This window comes from Psychrobacter sp. TS_SC_6, assembly GCF_056156305.1.
The window spans coordinates 2581519-2598292 of the sequence record NZ_CM149590.1 but is presented as its reverse complement, the minus strand read 5'-3'; the positions used below and the strand labels follow the sequence as shown (position 1 = coordinate 2598292).

Here is a 16774-nt window from a genome sequence, read left to right as displayed (position 1 = left end):
TTAATAAAAACAATTGATATAAAAGTTAAGGAAGCTAGCTATATGCAAATGAAAATTAATAATGACACGTATGAAGTGATTACCAGTCAAGATATTACTAATATCGAAAAAGCCGTGGATAAATCAGCGTTAACTATGCCGCTAGTTGCGGTCTATTGTGGGTCGCGTTTGGGTAATGATGTCATATATGAGCAAGCCGCACGAGAGCTTGGTGTGGCATTAGCAGACAATGGCATGGGTTTAGTATACGGCGGCGCGAGTATCGGGCTGATGGGCGCTGTGGCAGATGAAGTGATTCGAGGTGGTGCAGAAGCAGTCGGCGTGATTCCAACCTTTATGCTCAAACACGAAATCGCTCATGAGCAGCTGACCCGTTTACATCTCACAGATACCATGCACACACGTAAAACAGTGATGGCAGAATATGCTGATGCCTTTATTACTTTACCAGGTGGACTTGGTACTTTAGAGGAAATCATGGAAATCGCCACATGGCGCCAGCTATATCAACATGAAAAGCCAATGATTATTTTGAATATTAATGGTTTTTATGGTCGTATGATTGAGCATTTAAAATATACCACTGAGCAAGGCTTTATGAAGCAAGAAGATCTTGAGCGCTTGGTAGTATGTAACACGATTGGTGATGCCATTGATTTACTGCAGACGATGGTCAAAATAGATGCTGCTGTCAATACAGAAAAGATGGCAGGCAACTAAAAACAGATATATAAGCAAATATGAAAAAAGGGAGAGAATGGCTAAAAAAGCAATTCTTTCCCTTTTTTTGTCCGCTAATTAAAAACGTCTTTCTTAAGTCCTATAATTATCTGAACTATTGTTAATATTTAAATCCTCTAACGCCTTTTCGCGAATACCACGATTGACGCCTGCCATCGCCAGCGGAAAGCCGCGCTCTTTTGCCAAATCACGGGCGACCGTCTCAATAGCCAGACTGTCGTTGTGCGCCAGATACGCCCACTCATGAGCATAGCGATTACGGTTCACGGGCGTATCAAGTTCAATCAAACCAAGCTCACTCAATTCGTCAACGATTTGATCTGCTGCAATTAGAGTTGAAGATGCTTTGACGTTTTCAGCACGGGCATAGCGAATATTAAAGTATAAGCTCACATCAGCGACCCGCAGTGTGTCATCCTCACCAGGAATTTGCTGCCCACCGTATAAAGCATTGCCGACCGTACGGGCACTATGGAAGGTCGGTACAAATTCTGCCACATAATCAATCGCTTGTTGACTACGCGCTTGTAGTGGTGCTTTGTCCCAACCATCTTCGATATAATGCACATATTGCGGCGGCAATTTTGGTTGGGCGCTGTCTTTGCTTGAAGCGACCAAACCATCATTGAACAGCGTGATAAAATTACTCATGCCATGTATCTGAAAATAACCACCTGGATAAGGGGTTAGTTGTGCCATCCCTTCAGGTGTACCGCGATTACCATAGACAATAATCTCTGGTATCTGTCCACCGGTATCTTCCCAATGAGTAATATAAGAGGATTTAAACTCTACCATACGCGTGACTTTGACACCGACCATATCATCAATCACCCCTGTACGAAAACCACAGGCATTGACGAGGTAGTCGACTTCGATGGACTCGATTTTGCTATTGGACTGCAATTCAGGATCTAAACCAGCGCCTTTCTGATAATCAATACGCCATTTGGTCACATGATGATCAGCGTTTGAGCAGTTTTCACAATCAACTGGCATGACCTGCTTTACTTGAGTATCGGTAAATACATGCGCATGCTCATAACCATCTAATGCCAATTGCGCCGATGCTGCCAAGCGGAAAATATTCCAGCCATATTCTTGTACCACAATCAGCGGAAATTTAACTTTATTTAAATCCAAGTATTTTGCAACCGGTATCATCCATTCATCAACGGTAGTTGGCACAGTCACTTGCTCACGCTCAGACAATGCAATCAGTCGTTCATGACTGTAGAGCTGATAATAATCTTCTGGTTCGCCCAGTACTTTGTTATTGGCATCTTGAGCAATCAGCTCACGATACGCATCGGTCAATATCTCAAGCCGCGGTAACAAGTCTTCGGGCAAGCCGTCATCACGAGTCGGCACCGCAAATACCGTTGGACGTACATCAATGGTATAAGGATAAAGACGTAAAATATCGATGCACTGTTTGAGAAGGGCGACGCAGTCCTCGTCAGGGATTTCGCGATAGAGATTGCCACCGGCATGCAAATGGCACATAGGCGGACCATCAATCAGCGATTTGTTTTTTTCGAACACGTAAGTTTCAAGCCCTAACGCTGCCAATCGAATGGCAATGGTTGCCCCCGCCGTACCACCACCGAGGATACCGACACGTTGAGTAGCAATTACTTGATTATTCATGAGAGAGTGAGTCATTGTCGAGGTTATATCCTTAATAGCATTTGCATCAAGTGGTAATTAAATCAGTATTTAAAGGGGTACTTGGCATAGGCATGAGGTGGCTTATGGATATTAATATGCGTGCAGAGGCAGTCAAGTTCAACAGTAATCATAAATCTTAATGGTCACATTCGCCATTGTGTAGTCATGCTTAATTTCTATAGCGCTATTCTACAAAAAACGTTGGAGAATAGAACGGCAAATTGGTAAGTGCATACATGATTTTTGTCAACGAATAGCCGAGTAATAAAAAAAGCAGCCACATATCATGGCTGCCTTTTGAGATTTAGAGAAATTGATAATGCTTGAACCTAAACGTTAGGTTTATTTCGCTTTTTTCTCAATCAGCTCACCATCGATTTGGATCGGGACATTGGTGGTAATGCCACTTGCAAAAGCGGTCATACCATAAGCGGCACGGTCAATCACACCGGTCGCACGAAAGCCAATAACAGGCTCTTTGGTCATAGGACTATTGGCTATTTTATTTAGAGTCACATCTAAGGTCAGTGGTTTGGTTTTACCTAGCATGGTAAAGTCGCCCGTGACTGTAGCTTGTTGTGGATTTTTAAATGTGACGCTAGTCGATTTAAAAGTCATGGTTGGATATTTTGCCACATTAAAAAACTCATCCTTTTTTAGATGAGCATCACGCGCATCCCAATTGGTATCAATACTGTCAGTTGCAATGGTGAAGTTCATATTGGCTTTATTAGGGGCTTTGATATCGTAATTGACCACCCCTTTAACATCATTAAAGTGACCCATGGTGGTCGAAAACCCTAAGTGATTGACCGAAAATCCGACACGGGTATGTGAGTCATCTAACTGCCATTGAGTTGGCAGCGCCGCACTTGCCAGCGTTGTCATAGCAATTGCTGAGCCAAATAGAACAGCTTTTATACTGGTTTTCGCGATTGTATTTTTCATTGTCTTATCCTTATTGAATACTATTAAATTAACCTTAAAAATTAATGAGTATTGATTATATTATCTAACGCATCATTATACTCAGCTTGTCTATCTCTCTCAATACTATCGATGCTGCAGTGACAAATTAGCACTGATAACCCTCACAACTGCTGCTTGCATCAAACCCCAAAAACCGGTAAAATCGCGGTTTGATTTTCCCGCTGGGGAAAGGCTAAGCGAGCAGAGGTGTGGTATTGGGTGCTGGAATAAGCCAGTGACGCAGTTGCCAGACTGAGAATGTCCTTAGTGCCTCAGTTACGTATGTCATCGTTCGCTGAACGCATCGTTAAAAATGCTGTTTTGCAAAGTCGTTATACATACATCGGACATAGAGAGTTTATTATGCGTAAAGATATCCATCCTAATTACCAAGAAGTTTTATTCCACGACACTAACGCTGATGTGTTCTTCTTGACTCGTTCAACTGTTAAAACCAAAACCACTCGTGAATACGAAGGTTCAGAATATCCATACTACCCACTTGATATCTCAAGTGCGTCGCATCCATTCTATACTGGTGAGCAACGTAAAACTTCTACTGAAGGTCGTGTTGCAAGCTTCAACAAACGTTTTGGTGCGTTTGGTGGCCGTAAGAAAGCTGCTGATACTGACGCTGCAGAATAATTCACCCGTATTGTGTGATATTATTTTAAGCATGTGTGTTTTCAAGCATGCACAGTGATGGTATTAAGAATACAAAAAACCGCTGACTATTCAGCGGTTTTTTTGTGCTAGCTTTTGGCTAATGGGTTGATGAATCGAGTAACTCTACAATCCGCTCCGACAATTGCTGCGCCCAATAGCCATACATCAGGCTACTTGGATGAAAGCCATCGCTCGCAAACATTACCTTGATATCGATCGGCATACCGTTAGAGTGCTCAGCGATCATGCGTGGGAAATCCGTTGCCATATAAGTGACGTTATTATGAGCCATGCAGATTTGCTGCAATATTTCGTCAAGAATAGACGCTTTTGCGCCAACAAAGTTATTTAGCGGAGCAGGTATTGCTGGCATTTGTGCCATAGGCGGTAGACTTAGAAAAAGCAACTCACCCACGCCAAACTTACGCTGAGCGATGGCAATAATATCTCTGATTTGCTGTTGCCACTTGTCTACAGCCACACTCGATGTTGTATCATTGACCCCAACACTTAGTATCATCACATCGATAGGCTTGTTTGGTGCTGGCATAATGTATAGCCTGCGTAAAATATCAAAGCTGGTGTGCCCTGTTGTTGCTTGCAGTGACCATTTTAATACCGAAAACTTCTTATTAATAGTGGGCTGCTGCTGCAAAATTGGAATGAGCTTACCAACGAGCGCTGTTTGCTGCGTTTCACTACCGACTCCAGCCGCTGCTGAATCACCAACGATCATGATATGTAGTGCGGGTTTATTCTGAGCGGCTGACTTGTTACGGGCATGATCCAGTTGCACAGACCCATATCTTTCTCCATTTGGCTCAGGCAAACGGACGGTATCTCGCTTGATTTTTCGACCTTGATAAAGGTATACAGGAGCAAATAAAACATCCTTTGCAACAGCGGCTATTTTATTCTGTATTTTGCTAGTAGCTACCATCCTGCACGCTCTCTAATAATAGTTAGGCTCTCGTCTATAAGTAATTTTCCATCAATATAAACATTACGCAGTAGGTTATCGCTCTCAGCAGCAAGCTCATCAGCCTTAATCGTTTTTAGCTGTCCATTACTGTGTTTGGTTAATGCCAAACGCCCTTTTTTCGAGCGTTTTGAACGACTGGTGATCGGGTCTTTATAGATGTCCTTCCATATACCATTGATAGAGATAGCACTGGCTTTCATCGCCCAGCTCATGGTGTCGCGGTTGACTTGTTGTAGCAGTCCACCACCCATACCGAAAGTCACGTTATCAGCGCTAAAGCCTGCTCTCATGACCACATCGATAATCTTACTCAAGCTTTGTGGACTGATGCCGTCACCTTGAATAACGCGTACATAATCGGGCAGGACTTTGTAGCCTTTACTGTTGATTGTCGTACCAAACTTTACTGCCAAACGCTCCAAGGCTTCGCGCACGACTTTGGCTGGGTCGCCACTGTCTGGTCTGATAACTAAGGTACCGCCCATATTTTTTATATCGTCTTTTAGGCTGCCGCCCCAAATATTGTCAATGGCATTCCATAAGTCATAGCTGTCAGAGACCACAGAAAAGCTTTTACCTGCTCCGCCAAACTGTTCAATCATATTGGCAAAGGCAGCAGTTTCACTGTCGCGTCCCCATGCCGTCATCGTGCTATGCTCAGCGGCAGGGATAGAAAATGCTGGCATGTCTTTATCCATTTGATACCAGCGGCTGGCAGCCACCAGCGCTGTCATCGAATCGGTACCGGCAAAATTGACTAAATGTGCAAGACTACCAAGGGCGACCGATTCTTGGCTAGATGCCCCACGCGAGCCGAAATCATGCAAACGAAAGGTTAGTGATTCGGTAGTGTCTGCTGATTTGTCTAATGCTTGACGTATGATGCCTTTGCAATAATGGGAGATACTAGCGACGGTCGATGGATACCAGATGGCACGAAGCAAAGCAGTCTCGATATAGCTTGGTAGCCAATAAAACTCAGGGTCGGTATTTATGATTTGGCAGACGACGTTGGATACAGGCACGATGCTACCTTCAGGTATGGCTTCGATACGTAGTGGTAAATAACCCCCATGTTTATCAACCAAGCGCTCCCAGCCAGCACGGTTAAAGGTCAAACCATGTGCTTGAATGACCATTTCGGCTTCATCAATATCTTGATGAGTGATTGGCGTGCTTAGATATTCTTTGATAAACGCTTGTAGCCCAAAAAATACCACATCGTAGTCGCCTTTACGTGCTTCAATATAGCTCGATAGATATTCACTACCGCTTGGATATTGCACCCAATGTGAGGTCTTGTAGCTGTCGCTATTTAGGATTAAGTTATTTAAATTACTGGTGTACATCACAGAACTCCTCTGCTTTGAGATGCCGCAACTACGCTGATAAAAGATAAGCTGCGGCGGTTAGCCCTTGCTGTCTATCAGCTTGGGCATGGTAAATTATGAATACAAGACGATAAAATTCTACAAACCCACCATTTTGGTGATAATCGCATAATGATCTTCAAACATCATTTTGGCATCAAGCTCGGCGAGTGGCAACCAAAACGCTGTGGTTGCGTCATCGCCGCCTTTTACTTTTGGCAAGCCTTTTGGGTCGTTTTTTAGCTGAAAATAAAATGCTTGAGTAATCGTACGCCCACGCGCTGAGCGATACGGGTCGTCAAAAGTATGCTGACTATGACAAGAGCCACGCAATACAGGCTCAGGGACTTTGAGGCGAGTCTCCTCACGTAGCTCACGGATACAGGCGTCAAATAGTGTCTCTTTTGGGTTTAAAAACCCACCCGGCAGTGCCCACAATCCTTGTCCCGGCATACTACGGCGCTCAACCAGCAAGATATGTCCTGACTGTACGACTAAGGCGTCGGCAGTCATAAAGGTTGGCGGATAAGGAGCAGCCTCCCATTGTTTTTTATACTTATCAACAAAATCGGCTTCATCGTGCAGTTGTTGATATTCGCTTGTTTTCTTGAATTCATCCAATACGTTGCGCGTTGACTCAGGGGTGCGCTCAGGCGTTGGCGTAGCACCCATTAAGTAGCTGTCGCGTATAGGCGTTGCGGATAAATTATGATAATTAGGTACGGAGACCGATGCCCAATTGGGGAATAGTGATAAGTAATACGATGAGCTGTCTTTTGAGTGACCAATCAGCCCGATATCAGTCTGTAAATCGCCGGTGACTGATTTGACGCCTGCTTGCACGTATTGTAGCCAACGCGTGTCATTGTAGAGTGCATCATCGAGTCCAACGCAATGGATACGCGCAGCTTCCTCTGCTGAATAAGCGCCCTTAATCATCGCCGCGCGCTCATCAACACTAAATGGATTTCGCAAACTACGTGGCAGATTAGCAGAACCGATGAGCATAATCACATTGTTAGCCCGCTTTAGTGCCTCATCAATAACTGCTTTATGGCCACAATGAAAGGGCTGAAAACGCCCGATAAACACCAAATAGCGATAGTGTGTATTTTTTTTATTTGAAGTTTGCTCTGATGCTTCACTCATAAACGCCCAGCTCCTGCCGTACTGCTATCAATCATTAATGGGGATTTTTTAATTATTGGTTATTAACTAGGATTCAAAATATTATCAATTCAAAATAATTTAAAGACATCAATACTGACACAAGCTGCAACTGGCTGGCAAGTATAAAGATGTTCAAGGCTGTATCTATATTATTGAGCAATCAAGCTAGAGGTAAATATATAAAGTTAGTCGCTATGCTTGTCAATCCACGCCGCAACTGTTGGCCAAATCTCTTCGGCAGCATGACGGCTATTTAAAATGCGGCTATGCGTATAGTCGTCTAAATTACCATTGCTAAGCGAGTACTCACGAAAGGTATTCGCATGATTGTGAAAATCATTAAACAGTGCGCGACAACCCAAAGTGGGGGAGATGAACTGGTCACCTTTAGCGCTAATAGCATATATGGGTATGGTAATCTTTGGCATATGCTGTCGGTAATCAAAAGGCGCAGGATCAGCAAGTATATGTGGCGCCCTGTTCTTATTTACATTGCTTTTATTTGTATCGCCTTGTTTCATAAAGCTGCTATAAAAGTTTTGCTGTAAATTCCAGTCGTACCACTGCTTCATTATATGGTAGCTTTCATTAACGGGACCGAGTTTCAATCTTTGCGCGGGAATATAGCCTGATAAGCGATTGAGATACTTGGCAATAAATATTTTGACACGGCTAATAGGGTGTAAGGCGGCGCCATAGGCTTGGCAGGCAAATAGGCTGGCGCTGTTTATCTTATCGATATAGTCTGGGTTTTGAATCAAAAACATGGTTAAGCCAATACCACCGCCGCTGTGGGTAACGCAGTGCAGATTATCAAGTTTTAATTCTTCAAAAAGATAGTGAAAAGTCGCCTCGTAATCATAGGTTGCCACCGTTTCAAAATTAAACTTATCTTTTGGTGCTGAGCTTGCGCCATGACCGCGCCATTCCATGATATAACAGTGATGACCAAATCCAGCCAAGTATTCAGCGATTCTTATGCAGGTTTTTTTGTCTGAAAATGTACCATGAGTTAAAAATATATTTTGGGCTTTATAAGTAGAGCTATCAGATAAATAATGCTGTTTTTCACCATCAAAAATGTGCCAAATAGCGATTTGTACATTAGGGCGTGTTGAACATTCACAAATAGGCACTGCTGATCGCTAAAACTGTTCCAGACAAGGCGCAAGTCGATGATAATGTGAATACCTTAGCAAGACTTGCAACACCGTATGGGGCAGTTTTAGCATCAGCCTGAAAGGACAGGACTCTTTTTTGCCGCTTCATTGCTAAAAATAGACGTATAGAATGACTATACTTACTATTTTTACCTTCGAATCGCCTAAAAAATAGTCTTTGTCAGTGCCATGGTCGAATGTTCAACACGCCCTATCTCTTGTGCTCACAAATTTTAGATTTTCAGTCAACATACAGGGCTCTCTTAAGACTTAAGTTTTCTGAGCAAATTTCTTTAGCGGCTTTCATTGCTTGTAACAGCTTTTAACTACACTGAATACATCATAGACTTGATAAGTCAGCTTACTGTCTTTATATACAATGAAGATACGGTCAGCTCACTATAAGTGAGTATCATTACCGATAGCCACTGCTAATTCACACCGCCGCAGTCGGAATAGTCGACTAAGTGCGCTATAATGAGCCGTATAAATAGATAGCTGTCATGGTCAAAGCAACAAACGATAAGCATGATAGTCACTGACACATATTCCCTTGCATTGGCGACACAAGAAGCGGGTACACAGCACGCTGGTGTCATAACACAGATAGGACGCATTATGAGTGAACATAACCCAACGGATACTCAAGTAGAACCTGCTGCCGATTACGAGTCAGCGCTTGATACTGAGCAAACCGAAGCTAAAAGCAATATTACCATCACGGAAGCGGCGCAAGGTTACTTAGCGGATTTGCTATCGAAGCAAGACACCGATGGTATTGGCGTACGTATCTTTGTTGAACATCCGGGTACACCGCGTGCTGAGTGCTGCATGGCTTACAATCAGCCAGGCGAAGAGGATAGTGCGGACTTAAAATTCAGCTACGATAATTTCTCTGCTTTTATTGAAGCGGCGTCAGTACCTTATTTAGAAGATGCGGTAATTGACTATAATAAAGACCGTTTTGGTGGTCAGCTGACCTTCCGTGCACCAAACTCTAAAGTGCCAAAAGTGGGTGCTGATGCCAGTGTGGAAGAGCGTATCAACTATGTGTTGCAGTCTGAGATCAATCCAAGCCTAGCGGCGCATGGTGGTGATGTGCAGTTGCTTGAATTGATTGATGAAGAAGGCGTTGGTCTCACTGCGGTATTAAAGTTCGGCGGTGGTTGTCAAGGCTGTTCAGCGGTTGATATGACTTTGCGTCAAGGTGTTGAAGTGCAGCTGAAACAGCAAATACCAGAGCTGACGCAAGTGATTGATGAGACTGATCATACCCGTACTGAAAACGCTTATTATAAATAAAAGCTAATTGGTAATTATAAATACGAATAGAATACTTGTTTTTTATTGCTTATGAATTTTTGTCATTAAGCGATGGATAATTTGCTATTATTTTCATAAAGAAGTTGAGTTATGATTAACTCAGCTTTTTTTATGCCTATCGTTTAGCGATAGCTATTTTAATCAACAAGTATTTTTTGATAGCGAATAAATATATATAGTCAGGGAAAAGTAATATCGATACATCAAGTACTGCTGATATTAATTTTTCTTGCTTGCTGTGCCTACGCAGACAGAGGCTGCAAAAAATTTATACCAGCAGCACTGTAGCGTTTTTGAGATATTTTAACTATAGGAGCGCAATATGAGTGACGGACAACCAGCTAAGCAAAATAATCAACGCCTTGAGACCTTGGCGATTCATGCCGGATATACTGTAGAGCCGACCACCAAAGCGGTCGCCGTGCCCATTTATCATACCAGCTCATATGCGTTTGATAATACCCAGCATGGTGCAGACTTATTTGATTTAAAAGTCGCGGGCAACATTTATACCCGTATCATGAACCCGACCAATGCGGTATTAGAAGAGCGCGTTGCTGCACTTGAGGGTGGTATTGGCGCGCTTGCTGTGGCTTCTGGTATGGCTGCCATTACTTATGCGATTCAAACCATTTGTGAAGCAGGCGACAATATCGTTGCGGTATCGACACTATATGGTGGTACTTATAATTTATTCGCTCATGCATTGCCACGCCAAGGTATCGAAGTTCGCTTTTTCGACCACAAAAACCCTGCCGCGATTCGTGATTTAATCGATGATAAGACCAAGATGGTCTTTGCGGAAAGTATTGGTAATCCACTCGGCAATATTATTGATATCCAAGCACTCAGTGATATCGCGCATGAATATGGCGTGCCAGTCGTGATTGATAGCACCGTTGCGACACCTGCATTATGTCGTCCATTTGAGTTTGGTGCGGATATTGTCATTCATTCATTGACCAAATATATGAGCGGTACCGGTACCTCGATTGGCGGCGCCATTGTTGATAAAGGCACCTTTCCTTGGGGCGATTACCCTGAGCGTTTCCCATTATTAAATACCCCAGATGCCAGCTATCATGGCGTAAACTTCGTCAAAGACGTTGGCGCTGCGGCATTTATCGCCCGTGCTCGTGTGGCACCTCTTCGAAATACTGGCGCAGCGTTAAGCCCACTCAATGCTTTTAGTATTTTACAAGGCTTACAGACGCTGGGTTTACGTATGGAGCGTCATGTTCAAAACGCGCAAGCGGTTGCAGAGTATCTACGTGATCATGATAAAGTCGCATGGGTAAAATATGCCGGACTGCCAGATCATCCTGAACATGAACTTGCTAAGAAATATATGAAAGGCACGCCTTCTGCTATTTTGACTTTTGGGGTGAAAGGTGGACTTGAAGCCGGTGCGCGCTTTATCGATGCCTTACAGCTGATTACGCGCTTGGTCAATATCGGCGATGCCAAATCACTGGCCTGTCATCCAGCGACGACCACCCATCGCCAGCTCAATGAGCAAGAGCTCGAAAAGGCAGGCGTCAGCATTGATATGGTTCGTTTATCAATTGGTATTGAGCATATCGAAGATATCAAAGCGGATTTGGCGCAAGCATTGGCTGCGGCTTAATCAAATAATAGTTGATAAAGCAGAAAGCCCATATCAAATCGATATGGGCCTTTTTATTTTTTAAGCTATCTAAACACTGCTAAGTATTAGGCTTGATTTTTTAAGCAGTCAGTACACGTTTGGCAATATCTCTATAATCTTCTGACGCTAAACGTGGACCGAGCTGTTGAATCACTTGCGCGGCAACTGCGCTAGCAAGAAGACCACATTCTGGTAAGCTATATTGCTGCGACAAAGAATATAGAAATGCACCCGCATAGTTATCACCGGCACCATTGGTATCGATGACATGATCGATCACTGGCGTAGGGATATCATGAATTTCAATGTCAGACTCATTATTTGGCTGATGGGCAATTACCGCCCCATTTGCACCATCAGTGACTACTGCAATTTGGCAGTATTCAAGTAGCGCACGCGCCGCTGACTTGTATTCTTTTTCTTCTGTAAATAAACGTGCCTCTTCACTATTGCAGAATATCACCGCAACCTTATTGCCAAGCATATTTAGCAAACCCTCTTTGGCGAATTTTACAACGGCTGGATCAGCAAAGCTAACGGCAATCTTGGCACCATTGATAGTCGCTTGCTGACGCAATTGATCCATCGCTGGCTGAATACCTGCAGACATCGCAAGGTAGCCTTCCAAATATAACCACTCAGCTTGAGTTAACGCCCCAAAGTCAACGTTATCAGCGGTTATATCGCTTGAAGTACCTAAGAACGTCTGCATAGTACGCTCGCCATCTTCAGTCACTGCAACCACACATGAGCCAGTGACACCGCCTACATGAATGGACTGAGGTGAGGTGGCAACACCTGCTGCATGTAAGTCTTTTAAATAAAATTCACCTTGCTTGTCATCGCCGACGCGGCAGGCATAAAAAGGTTTACCGCCCAAACTTGAAAACGCATACATGGCATTGGCAGCTGAACCGCCGCCCGCCTGTTTTGATGGTTCTATTTCTGCCAGCTTAAAATACGCCAATAATTGCTGTTGTTCTTCAATACCCGCCAGCGTCATATTGCCTTTGGTCAGGTCAGTTTCTTCTAGTGCTGCATCTGATAACAGATATTCGTGGTCAACCAAGGCATTACCTATCGCCATCACATCGTACATTGCTTACCTCTCCTCAAAAAATCTATACTTGCATTTGTTTGGTTATAATATCCAAAAACTATTGTGCTTGGAGCTCAAGTAAGCGCTGATAGAGTGCATTTTTTTTGACACCGGTGAGGTCAGCACCTAGGGCAGCGGCTTTTTTCACCGACAAGTCCTCTAGCAGCCGTTGCAGCAATTTATCATGAATACTGATGTCATCATCGTCTTGGGCAACATTAGCGCCGGCGACCACTACTACGATTTCACCGCGCTGCTGGTTATCATCCGCTTTGACAAATTCAACCAAAGCGCCAAGCGTACTTTTATTGACAGTTTCAAAGGTTTTGGTTAATTCGCGGCAAAACGTCACTTCGCGCTCAGCACCAAATACCGCCGCCATATCTTCTAAACTGGCAATAATACGGTGCGGCGCTTCGTAAAATATTAAAGTCTCAGTACGAGAGTGCAGTGCTGCGAGTTGCTTTTGACGACCGTGGGTTTTTGCTGGTAGAAAACCAATAAAGCTAAAACGATCTGACGGCAGTCCTGCTACAGACAGTGCGGCAATAGCAGCAGAGGCGCCAATAATAGGGGATACGCGAACGCCAGCAGCATGTGCTGCTTGTACCAATTGGTAGCCTGGATCACTAATCAGCGGCGTGCCAGCATCACTGATCAAGGCAACGGAATGACCTTGCTCAATCATCTCAATAATTTTGGGTGTTTGAATGGCGCTGTTATGCTCATGATATGCCCACAGCTTATTGTGCCCTTTTTGCTTAACAGCTATATCAGAATCACTATCGACATCATTTTTATGAGTGTGCATCGTTACTTCTTTGTTATCGTCAGCTTTACTGCCTTTAGTATCGATACCGAAATGGGATAATAGCTTACCTGAGGTTCGTGTATCTTCACAGGCAATGATGGCAACTTGCTTTAAGACATCGATCGCATGCGGTGTCATGTCACTAAGATTGCCAATCGGCGTGGCAACGATATATAGACAAGCTGGCATCGCGGTAGGGCTAGACATGAAAACCTCGGGTCATTAAGATAATAAAAGGGATATGGCGCGCTGACTGATAAAACTGGCTAATAACATTCAACACCAAAGGCAAGATTGCCTCATCCAATAAGGCTTAAGCACAGCCTAAAAAACGACACCAGCATCTGAGCGCTAAAGTGGTTAGTTTAGCATGATGTGCTATGATAATTCTGAAATGTTGAGCAGACGGATAGATATCATGGCAAATGATAAACCTTTAATGCTAACCTCTCCAAAACAGCGCCAAGGTAGCCGATTTGAGCAGCAGGCGTGTGAGTTTTTGCAAGGAAAAGGGCTGGTTTTGATAGCGCAAAACTGGCAACAGCCCAAAGTTGGTGAGCTTGATTTGGTGATGATAGAAAAAGGACAAGCATGGTCGACACTGGTGTTTGTGGAAGTGCGGCAAAGACAGCGCTCACATTTTGGTGATGCAGCGCGCAGCGTGACAATAAGCAAACAGCGAAAAATAATTAAAGCAGCACGTTACTTTTTGCAGCAAAATCAAGAATACAGTGATTATGAATGTCGGTTTGATGTAATTGCTTATAATACGGCGCATAATAGTAAAAATAAGACAGGTATCACGTTGGATAATCAACCAAACCAAGGGTTAGACATCAGTCAGCCTGAATGGCTGCAAGGCGCATTTATTGCGTCAGCTTGGTAATAGAACTTGTTTATGATTTACTTAAGCGTGGCTAATTTTATAATGTCAAAGCATATTAAATGAAGTTGTCGTTACCAAAAGCCTAACGGTAAGACGTAAAAATTCAGTAGAGTAGCGGTCCTATAAGAATTTTATTGAATCAAGGTTCTGTCATATTTGTTAAAATAAAAACCATTAACTACTGCTTTATTTATTATGAATACTCATGTACTAAAGAGGTAAATCATGACACAGATGAATCTGCGCACTGCTATTTTTGGCTCACCGCGCCGTAACGTGATAGGCATTATAGTAATGTTGAGCATTGTCACGACTGGCTGTACCACCAATTATTTGACCAATAGTACAGAAGGTACTTATGGCGTGCCCATGACTGAGCGCACCATCCCGCAGCGTCTGCTTGATCGTAGTATTGAGCATACCGTCAAGATTAACGTTTATGGTTTGCAGGAAAATTTGCAACAGACCAGTCGCATGAGTATTGATAGTTTCAATAGCACCGTATTGTTGACGGGTGAAGTGCCGACTGAGGTCATTAAGGCGGAAATTAGCAAAGTAGTGGGTTCTATGCCAGATGTTCGTCAAGTATATAATGAGCTGACGGTTAGTGCCTCAAAAGGCTATAGCCAGACTGTCCATGACGGTTACATCACCTCAAAACTGATGGCAAAAACAGCCGCAGCTAATGGGGTAAAAGCGTCACAAATTAGAGCAGTGACCAATAGTGGCGTGGTTTATATCATGGGCCGTATGACACCGACGCAGCAAAGCCACCTGATTGATATTGCCAATAGCACGGTTGGTGTTACAGAGTTGGTGCTACTGACTACTGTCGTTGATGATAGAGGCGTCAAGCTAGGTAATGATGACATCATGTATGAGTCTAATGTGGCAAATTCAGCCAATCCGACTAGGGTAGCAGTCGTGAATAACAGAGCAATACCTAATACCAATGGTTCTGTCGCAGCAGATGCGACTATCAGTGCCACACCTATTGTAGTGACCGAAGATGGCTTACCAGTTACTGAGCCTTCATCCAGCCCTTACATTGACCTGTATCGAAACCCATAGATTGAAGTGAGCTAAATGAATGATTAAGCTTGATAAGATATTGTTATCTAATGCTAGTTTTATTCTAAAGTCGCCCAAATATCACTCACAAGAACACTTAATACCCATAACAGTAGAAGCACGATAAATCCCCTGTTATTTCGTAAAATATGTACAGTCAAAAGATATTAATCGCAAATATAGTTAATGCAGTGTAGGTGAGATAATAAATCTATAACTGACTGACATATAACAGGAATACTGCTATGAAGGCTTTAAATAATGATGTACAGCGACCTAAGGTAGGTATGTCCAAACTCGTACGTGTAGGGGTTACTATTGCGTTGGCAGTGGGCAGTATTGCGCTAGCGACGCAGCAAGCACAAGCGTTATCAGCGCTTGCTATCGTTAATGGTATTACTTCAAATGGCGGCATTGGGGTTAGTAAAGACATCCTGTATGGTGACGAGCCATTACAAGATTTGGATATTTACTATCCAAAACCTTTAGCGCAGGCTATGAAAACGAATACCACCATCAAACAAGATTATCCGATGGTGGTGTTTGTCCATGGCGGCTCTTGGGAGAGTGGTATTAAGGAGGAATATGCCTTTGTCGGGCAAAGCTTAGCTCAAGCAGGTTACGTGACGGCGGTGATTAATTATCGCAAAGCCCCTGAGCATGTCTATCCTGATTATGTCGAAGACACGGCGCAAGCGATTGCGTGGAGCTATAAAAATGCTGCGCGATTTTATGCTGACCCTGAGCGTCTAGCCGTCATTGGTCATTCTGCTGGCGCGTTTAACGCGGTTGCTGCTATCGCCAATGAGGATTTTTTAAAGCCTTATGGCGTCAAACCAACAGATATCAGTGCAGTGATTGGTATTGCTGGTCCTTATAGCTATGACTTTCGTAAATTTAGTAGCGCCACCGCTTTTGCAGCTGACGCGACCCCTGATGAGGTAATGCCAGACCGTCAGATCAAAGGGCAGCAGCCGCCATATTTATTATTGACTGCTGAAAAAGACAAAGTTGTTTATGCCACCAATACCATCAAAATGACACAGGCATTAAAAGCGGCTGGTGTTACCGTGCAGACAAGTGAAATTGCCGGTGCCAGTCATGCCACCAGTATTGGCGCGATGGCACCACCTCTACGCTGGGTCAATGATGTACGCGCACAAGTATTAAGTTATTTGGATAAAACCCTTAAATAAGGCTTGCAGTT

The 16774-nt window shown here is 43.6% G+C and carries 15 protein-coding genes; 7 read left to right on the top strand and 8 right to left on the bottom strand.

What is annotated here, in order from left to right:
- Positions 1 to 42 precede the first annotated feature (42 nt).
- Positions 43 to 720: an LOG family protein gene (locus tag AC0J5Y_RS11010; protein ID WP_475130719.1), complete on the top strand. Its 678-nt coding sequence runs from the start codon at positions 43 to 45 to the stop codon at positions 718 to 720.
- Positions 721 to 813: 93 nt separating this feature from the next.
- Here the strand turns inward: AC0J5Y_RS11010 and AC0J5Y_RS11005 are convergent, their stop codons facing one another.
- Together AC0J5Y_RS11005 and AC0J5Y_RS11000 are read right to left on the bottom strand one after the other, a co-directional pair.
- On the bottom strand, positions 814 to 2406 hold the full coding sequence (locus AC0J5Y_RS11005; RefSeq protein ID WP_475130718.1) for an FAD-dependent oxidoreductase: 1593 nt from the start codon (positions 2404 to 2406) through the stop codon (positions 814 to 816).
- 348 nt (positions 2407 to 2754) lie between these two features.
- A complete protein-coding gene (locus AC0J5Y_RS11000; RefSeq protein ID WP_475130717.1) occupies positions 2755 to 3360 on the bottom strand; it encodes a YceI family protein in 606 nt (201 codons plus the stop codon).
- A 384-nt stretch (positions 3361 to 3744) separates the two neighbouring features.
- Here AC0J5Y_RS11000 and AC0J5Y_RS10995 point away from each other — a divergent pair, with 384 nt between their 5' ends.
- A complete protein-coding gene (locus tag AC0J5Y_RS10995; protein ID WP_011281173.1) occupies positions 3745 to 4026 on the top strand; it encodes a type B 50S ribosomal protein L31 in 282 nt (93 codons plus the stop codon).
- Positions 4027 to 4144: 118 nt separating this feature from the next.
- Here the strand turns inward: AC0J5Y_RS10995 and AC0J5Y_RS10990 are convergent, their stop codons facing one another.
- From AC0J5Y_RS10990 to AC0J5Y_RS10975, 4 genes are all read right to left on the bottom strand, one after another.
- Complete coding sequence (locus tag AC0J5Y_RS10990; RefSeq protein ID WP_475130716.1) at positions 4145 to 4987, bottom strand: SGNH/GDSL hydrolase family protein; 843 nt, start codon at positions 4985 to 4987, stop codon at positions 4145 to 4147.
- A complete protein-coding gene (locus AC0J5Y_RS10985) occupies positions 4981 to 6378 on the bottom strand; it encodes a nicotinate phosphoribosyltransferase (protein ID WP_475130715.1) in 1398 nt (465 codons plus the stop codon). The genes AC0J5Y_RS10990 and AC0J5Y_RS10985 overlap by 7 nt, the downstream gene beginning before the upstream one ends.
- 120 nt (positions 6379 to 6498) lie before the next feature.
- A complete protein-coding gene (locus tag AC0J5Y_RS10980) occupies positions 6499 to 7548 on the bottom strand; it encodes a bifunctional nicotinamide-nucleotide adenylyltransferase/Nudix hydroxylase (protein ID WP_475130714.1) in 1050 nt (349 codons plus the stop codon).
- A 206-nt stretch (positions 7549 to 7754) separates the two neighbouring features.
- Positions 7755 to 8705 (bottom strand): alpha/beta fold hydrolase, encoded by a 951-nt coding sequence (locus AC0J5Y_RS10975; RefSeq protein ID WP_475130713.1) that lies wholly within the window; start codon positions 8703 to 8705, stop codon positions 7755 to 7757.
- Positions 8706 to 9347: 642 nt separating this feature from the next.
- Here AC0J5Y_RS10975 and nfuA point away from each other — a divergent pair.
- Complete coding sequence (gene nfuA / locus AC0J5Y_RS10970; RefSeq protein WP_041753256.1) at positions 9348 to 10031, top strand: Fe-S biogenesis protein NfuA; 684 nt, start codon at positions 9348 to 9350, stop codon at positions 10029 to 10031.
- Between the two features lie 343 nt (positions 10032 to 10374).
- Positions 10375 to 11679: an O-acetylhomoserine aminocarboxypropyltransferase/cysteine synthase family protein gene (locus AC0J5Y_RS10965; protein WP_475130712.1), complete on the top strand. Its 1305-nt coding sequence runs from the start codon at positions 10375 to 10377 to the stop codon at positions 11677 to 11679.
- 100 nt (positions 11680 to 11779) lie between these two features.
- On the opposite strand, the gene AC0J5Y_RS10960 is transcribed toward AC0J5Y_RS10965, so the two are convergent.
- A complete protein-coding gene (locus AC0J5Y_RS10960) occupies positions 11780 to 12799 on the bottom strand; it encodes an adenosine kinase (RefSeq protein ID WP_475130711.1) in 1020 nt (339 codons plus the stop codon).
- 58 nt (positions 12800 to 12857) lie between these two features.
- The gene (rsmI, locus tag AC0J5Y_RS10955; protein ID WP_475130710.1) at positions 12858 to 13817 is read right to left on the bottom strand and encodes a 16S rRNA (cytidine(1402)-2'-O)-methyltransferase; all 960 of its coding nucleotides are present in this window, start codon (positions 13815 to 13817) and stop codon (positions 12858 to 12860) included.
- A gap of 163 nt (positions 13818 to 13980) precedes the next feature.
- Here rsmI and AC0J5Y_RS10950 point away from each other — a divergent pair, with 163 nt between their 5' ends.
- From AC0J5Y_RS10950 to AC0J5Y_RS10940, 3 genes are all read left to right on the top strand, one after another.
- Positions 13981 to 14496 carry a YraN family protein gene (locus AC0J5Y_RS10950; RefSeq protein ID WP_475130709.1) on the top strand — a complete coding sequence of 172 codons (516 nt, stop codon included), beginning with the start codon at positions 13981 to 13983 and terminating at the stop codon, positions 14494 to 14496.
- A gap of 225 nt (positions 14497 to 14721) precedes the next feature.
- On the top strand, positions 14722 to 15567 hold the full coding sequence (locus AC0J5Y_RS10945) for a BON domain-containing protein (protein ID WP_475130708.1): 846 nt from the start codon (positions 14722 to 14724) through the stop codon (positions 15565 to 15567).
- A 245-nt stretch (positions 15568 to 15812) separates the two neighbouring features.
- Positions 15813 to 16763 (top strand): alpha/beta hydrolase, encoded by a 951-nt coding sequence (locus AC0J5Y_RS10940; RefSeq protein ID WP_475130707.1) that lies wholly within the window; start codon positions 15813 to 15815, stop codon positions 16761 to 16763.
- Positions 16764 to 16774 lie beyond the last annotated feature (11 nt).

Coding starts and splice junctions, on each gene's coding strand:
- AC0J5Y_RS11005 (WP_475130718.1), bottom strand. CDS start 2,406: ATGACTCACTCTCTCATGAATAATCAAGTAATTGCTACTCAACGTGTC.
- AC0J5Y_RS11000 (WP_475130717.1), bottom strand. CDS start 3,360: ATGAAAAATACAATCGCGAAAACCAGTATAAAAGCTGTTCTATTTGGC.
- AC0J5Y_RS10945 (WP_475130708.1), top strand. CDS start 14,722: ATGACACAGATGAATCTGCGCACTGCTATTTTTGGCTCACCGCGCCGT.
- AC0J5Y_RS11010 (WP_475130719.1), top strand. CDS start 43: ATGCAAATGAAAATTAATAATGACACGTATGAAGTGATTACCAGTCAA.
- AC0J5Y_RS10985 (WP_475130715.1), bottom strand. CDS start 6,378: ATGTACACCAGTAATTTAAATAACTTAATCCTAAATAGCGACAGCTAC.
- AC0J5Y_RS10950 (WP_475130709.1), top strand. CDS start 13,981: ATGATGTGCTATGATAATTCTGAAATGTTGAGCAGACGGATAGATATC.
- AC0J5Y_RS10965 (WP_475130712.1), top strand. CDS start 10,375: ATGAGTGACGGACAACCAGCTAAGCAAAATAATCAACGCCTTGAGACC.
- AC0J5Y_RS10960 (WP_475130711.1), bottom strand. CDS start 12,799: ATGTACGATGTGATGGCGATAGGTAATGCCTTGGTTGACCACGAATAT.
- AC0J5Y_RS10995 (WP_011281173.1), top strand. CDS start 3,745: ATGCGTAAAGATATCCATCCTAATTACCAAGAAGTTTTATTCCACGAC.
- nfuA (WP_041753256.1), top strand. CDS start 9,348: ATGAGTGAACATAACCCAACGGATACTCAAGTAGAACCTGCTGCCGAT.
- AC0J5Y_RS10940 (WP_475130707.1), top strand. CDS start 15,813: ATGAAGGCTTTAAATAATGATGTACAGCGACCTAAGGTAGGTATGTCC.
- rsmI (WP_475130710.1), bottom strand. CDS start 13,817: ATGTCTAGCCCTACCGCGATGCCAGCTTGTCTATATATCGTTGCCACG.
- AC0J5Y_RS10990 (WP_475130716.1), bottom strand. CDS start 4,987: ATGGTAGCTACTAGCAAAATACAGAATAAAATAGCCGCTGTTGCAAAG.
- AC0J5Y_RS10980 (WP_475130714.1), bottom strand. CDS start 7,548: ATGAGTGAAGCATCAGAGCAAACTTCAAATAAAAAAAATACACACTAT.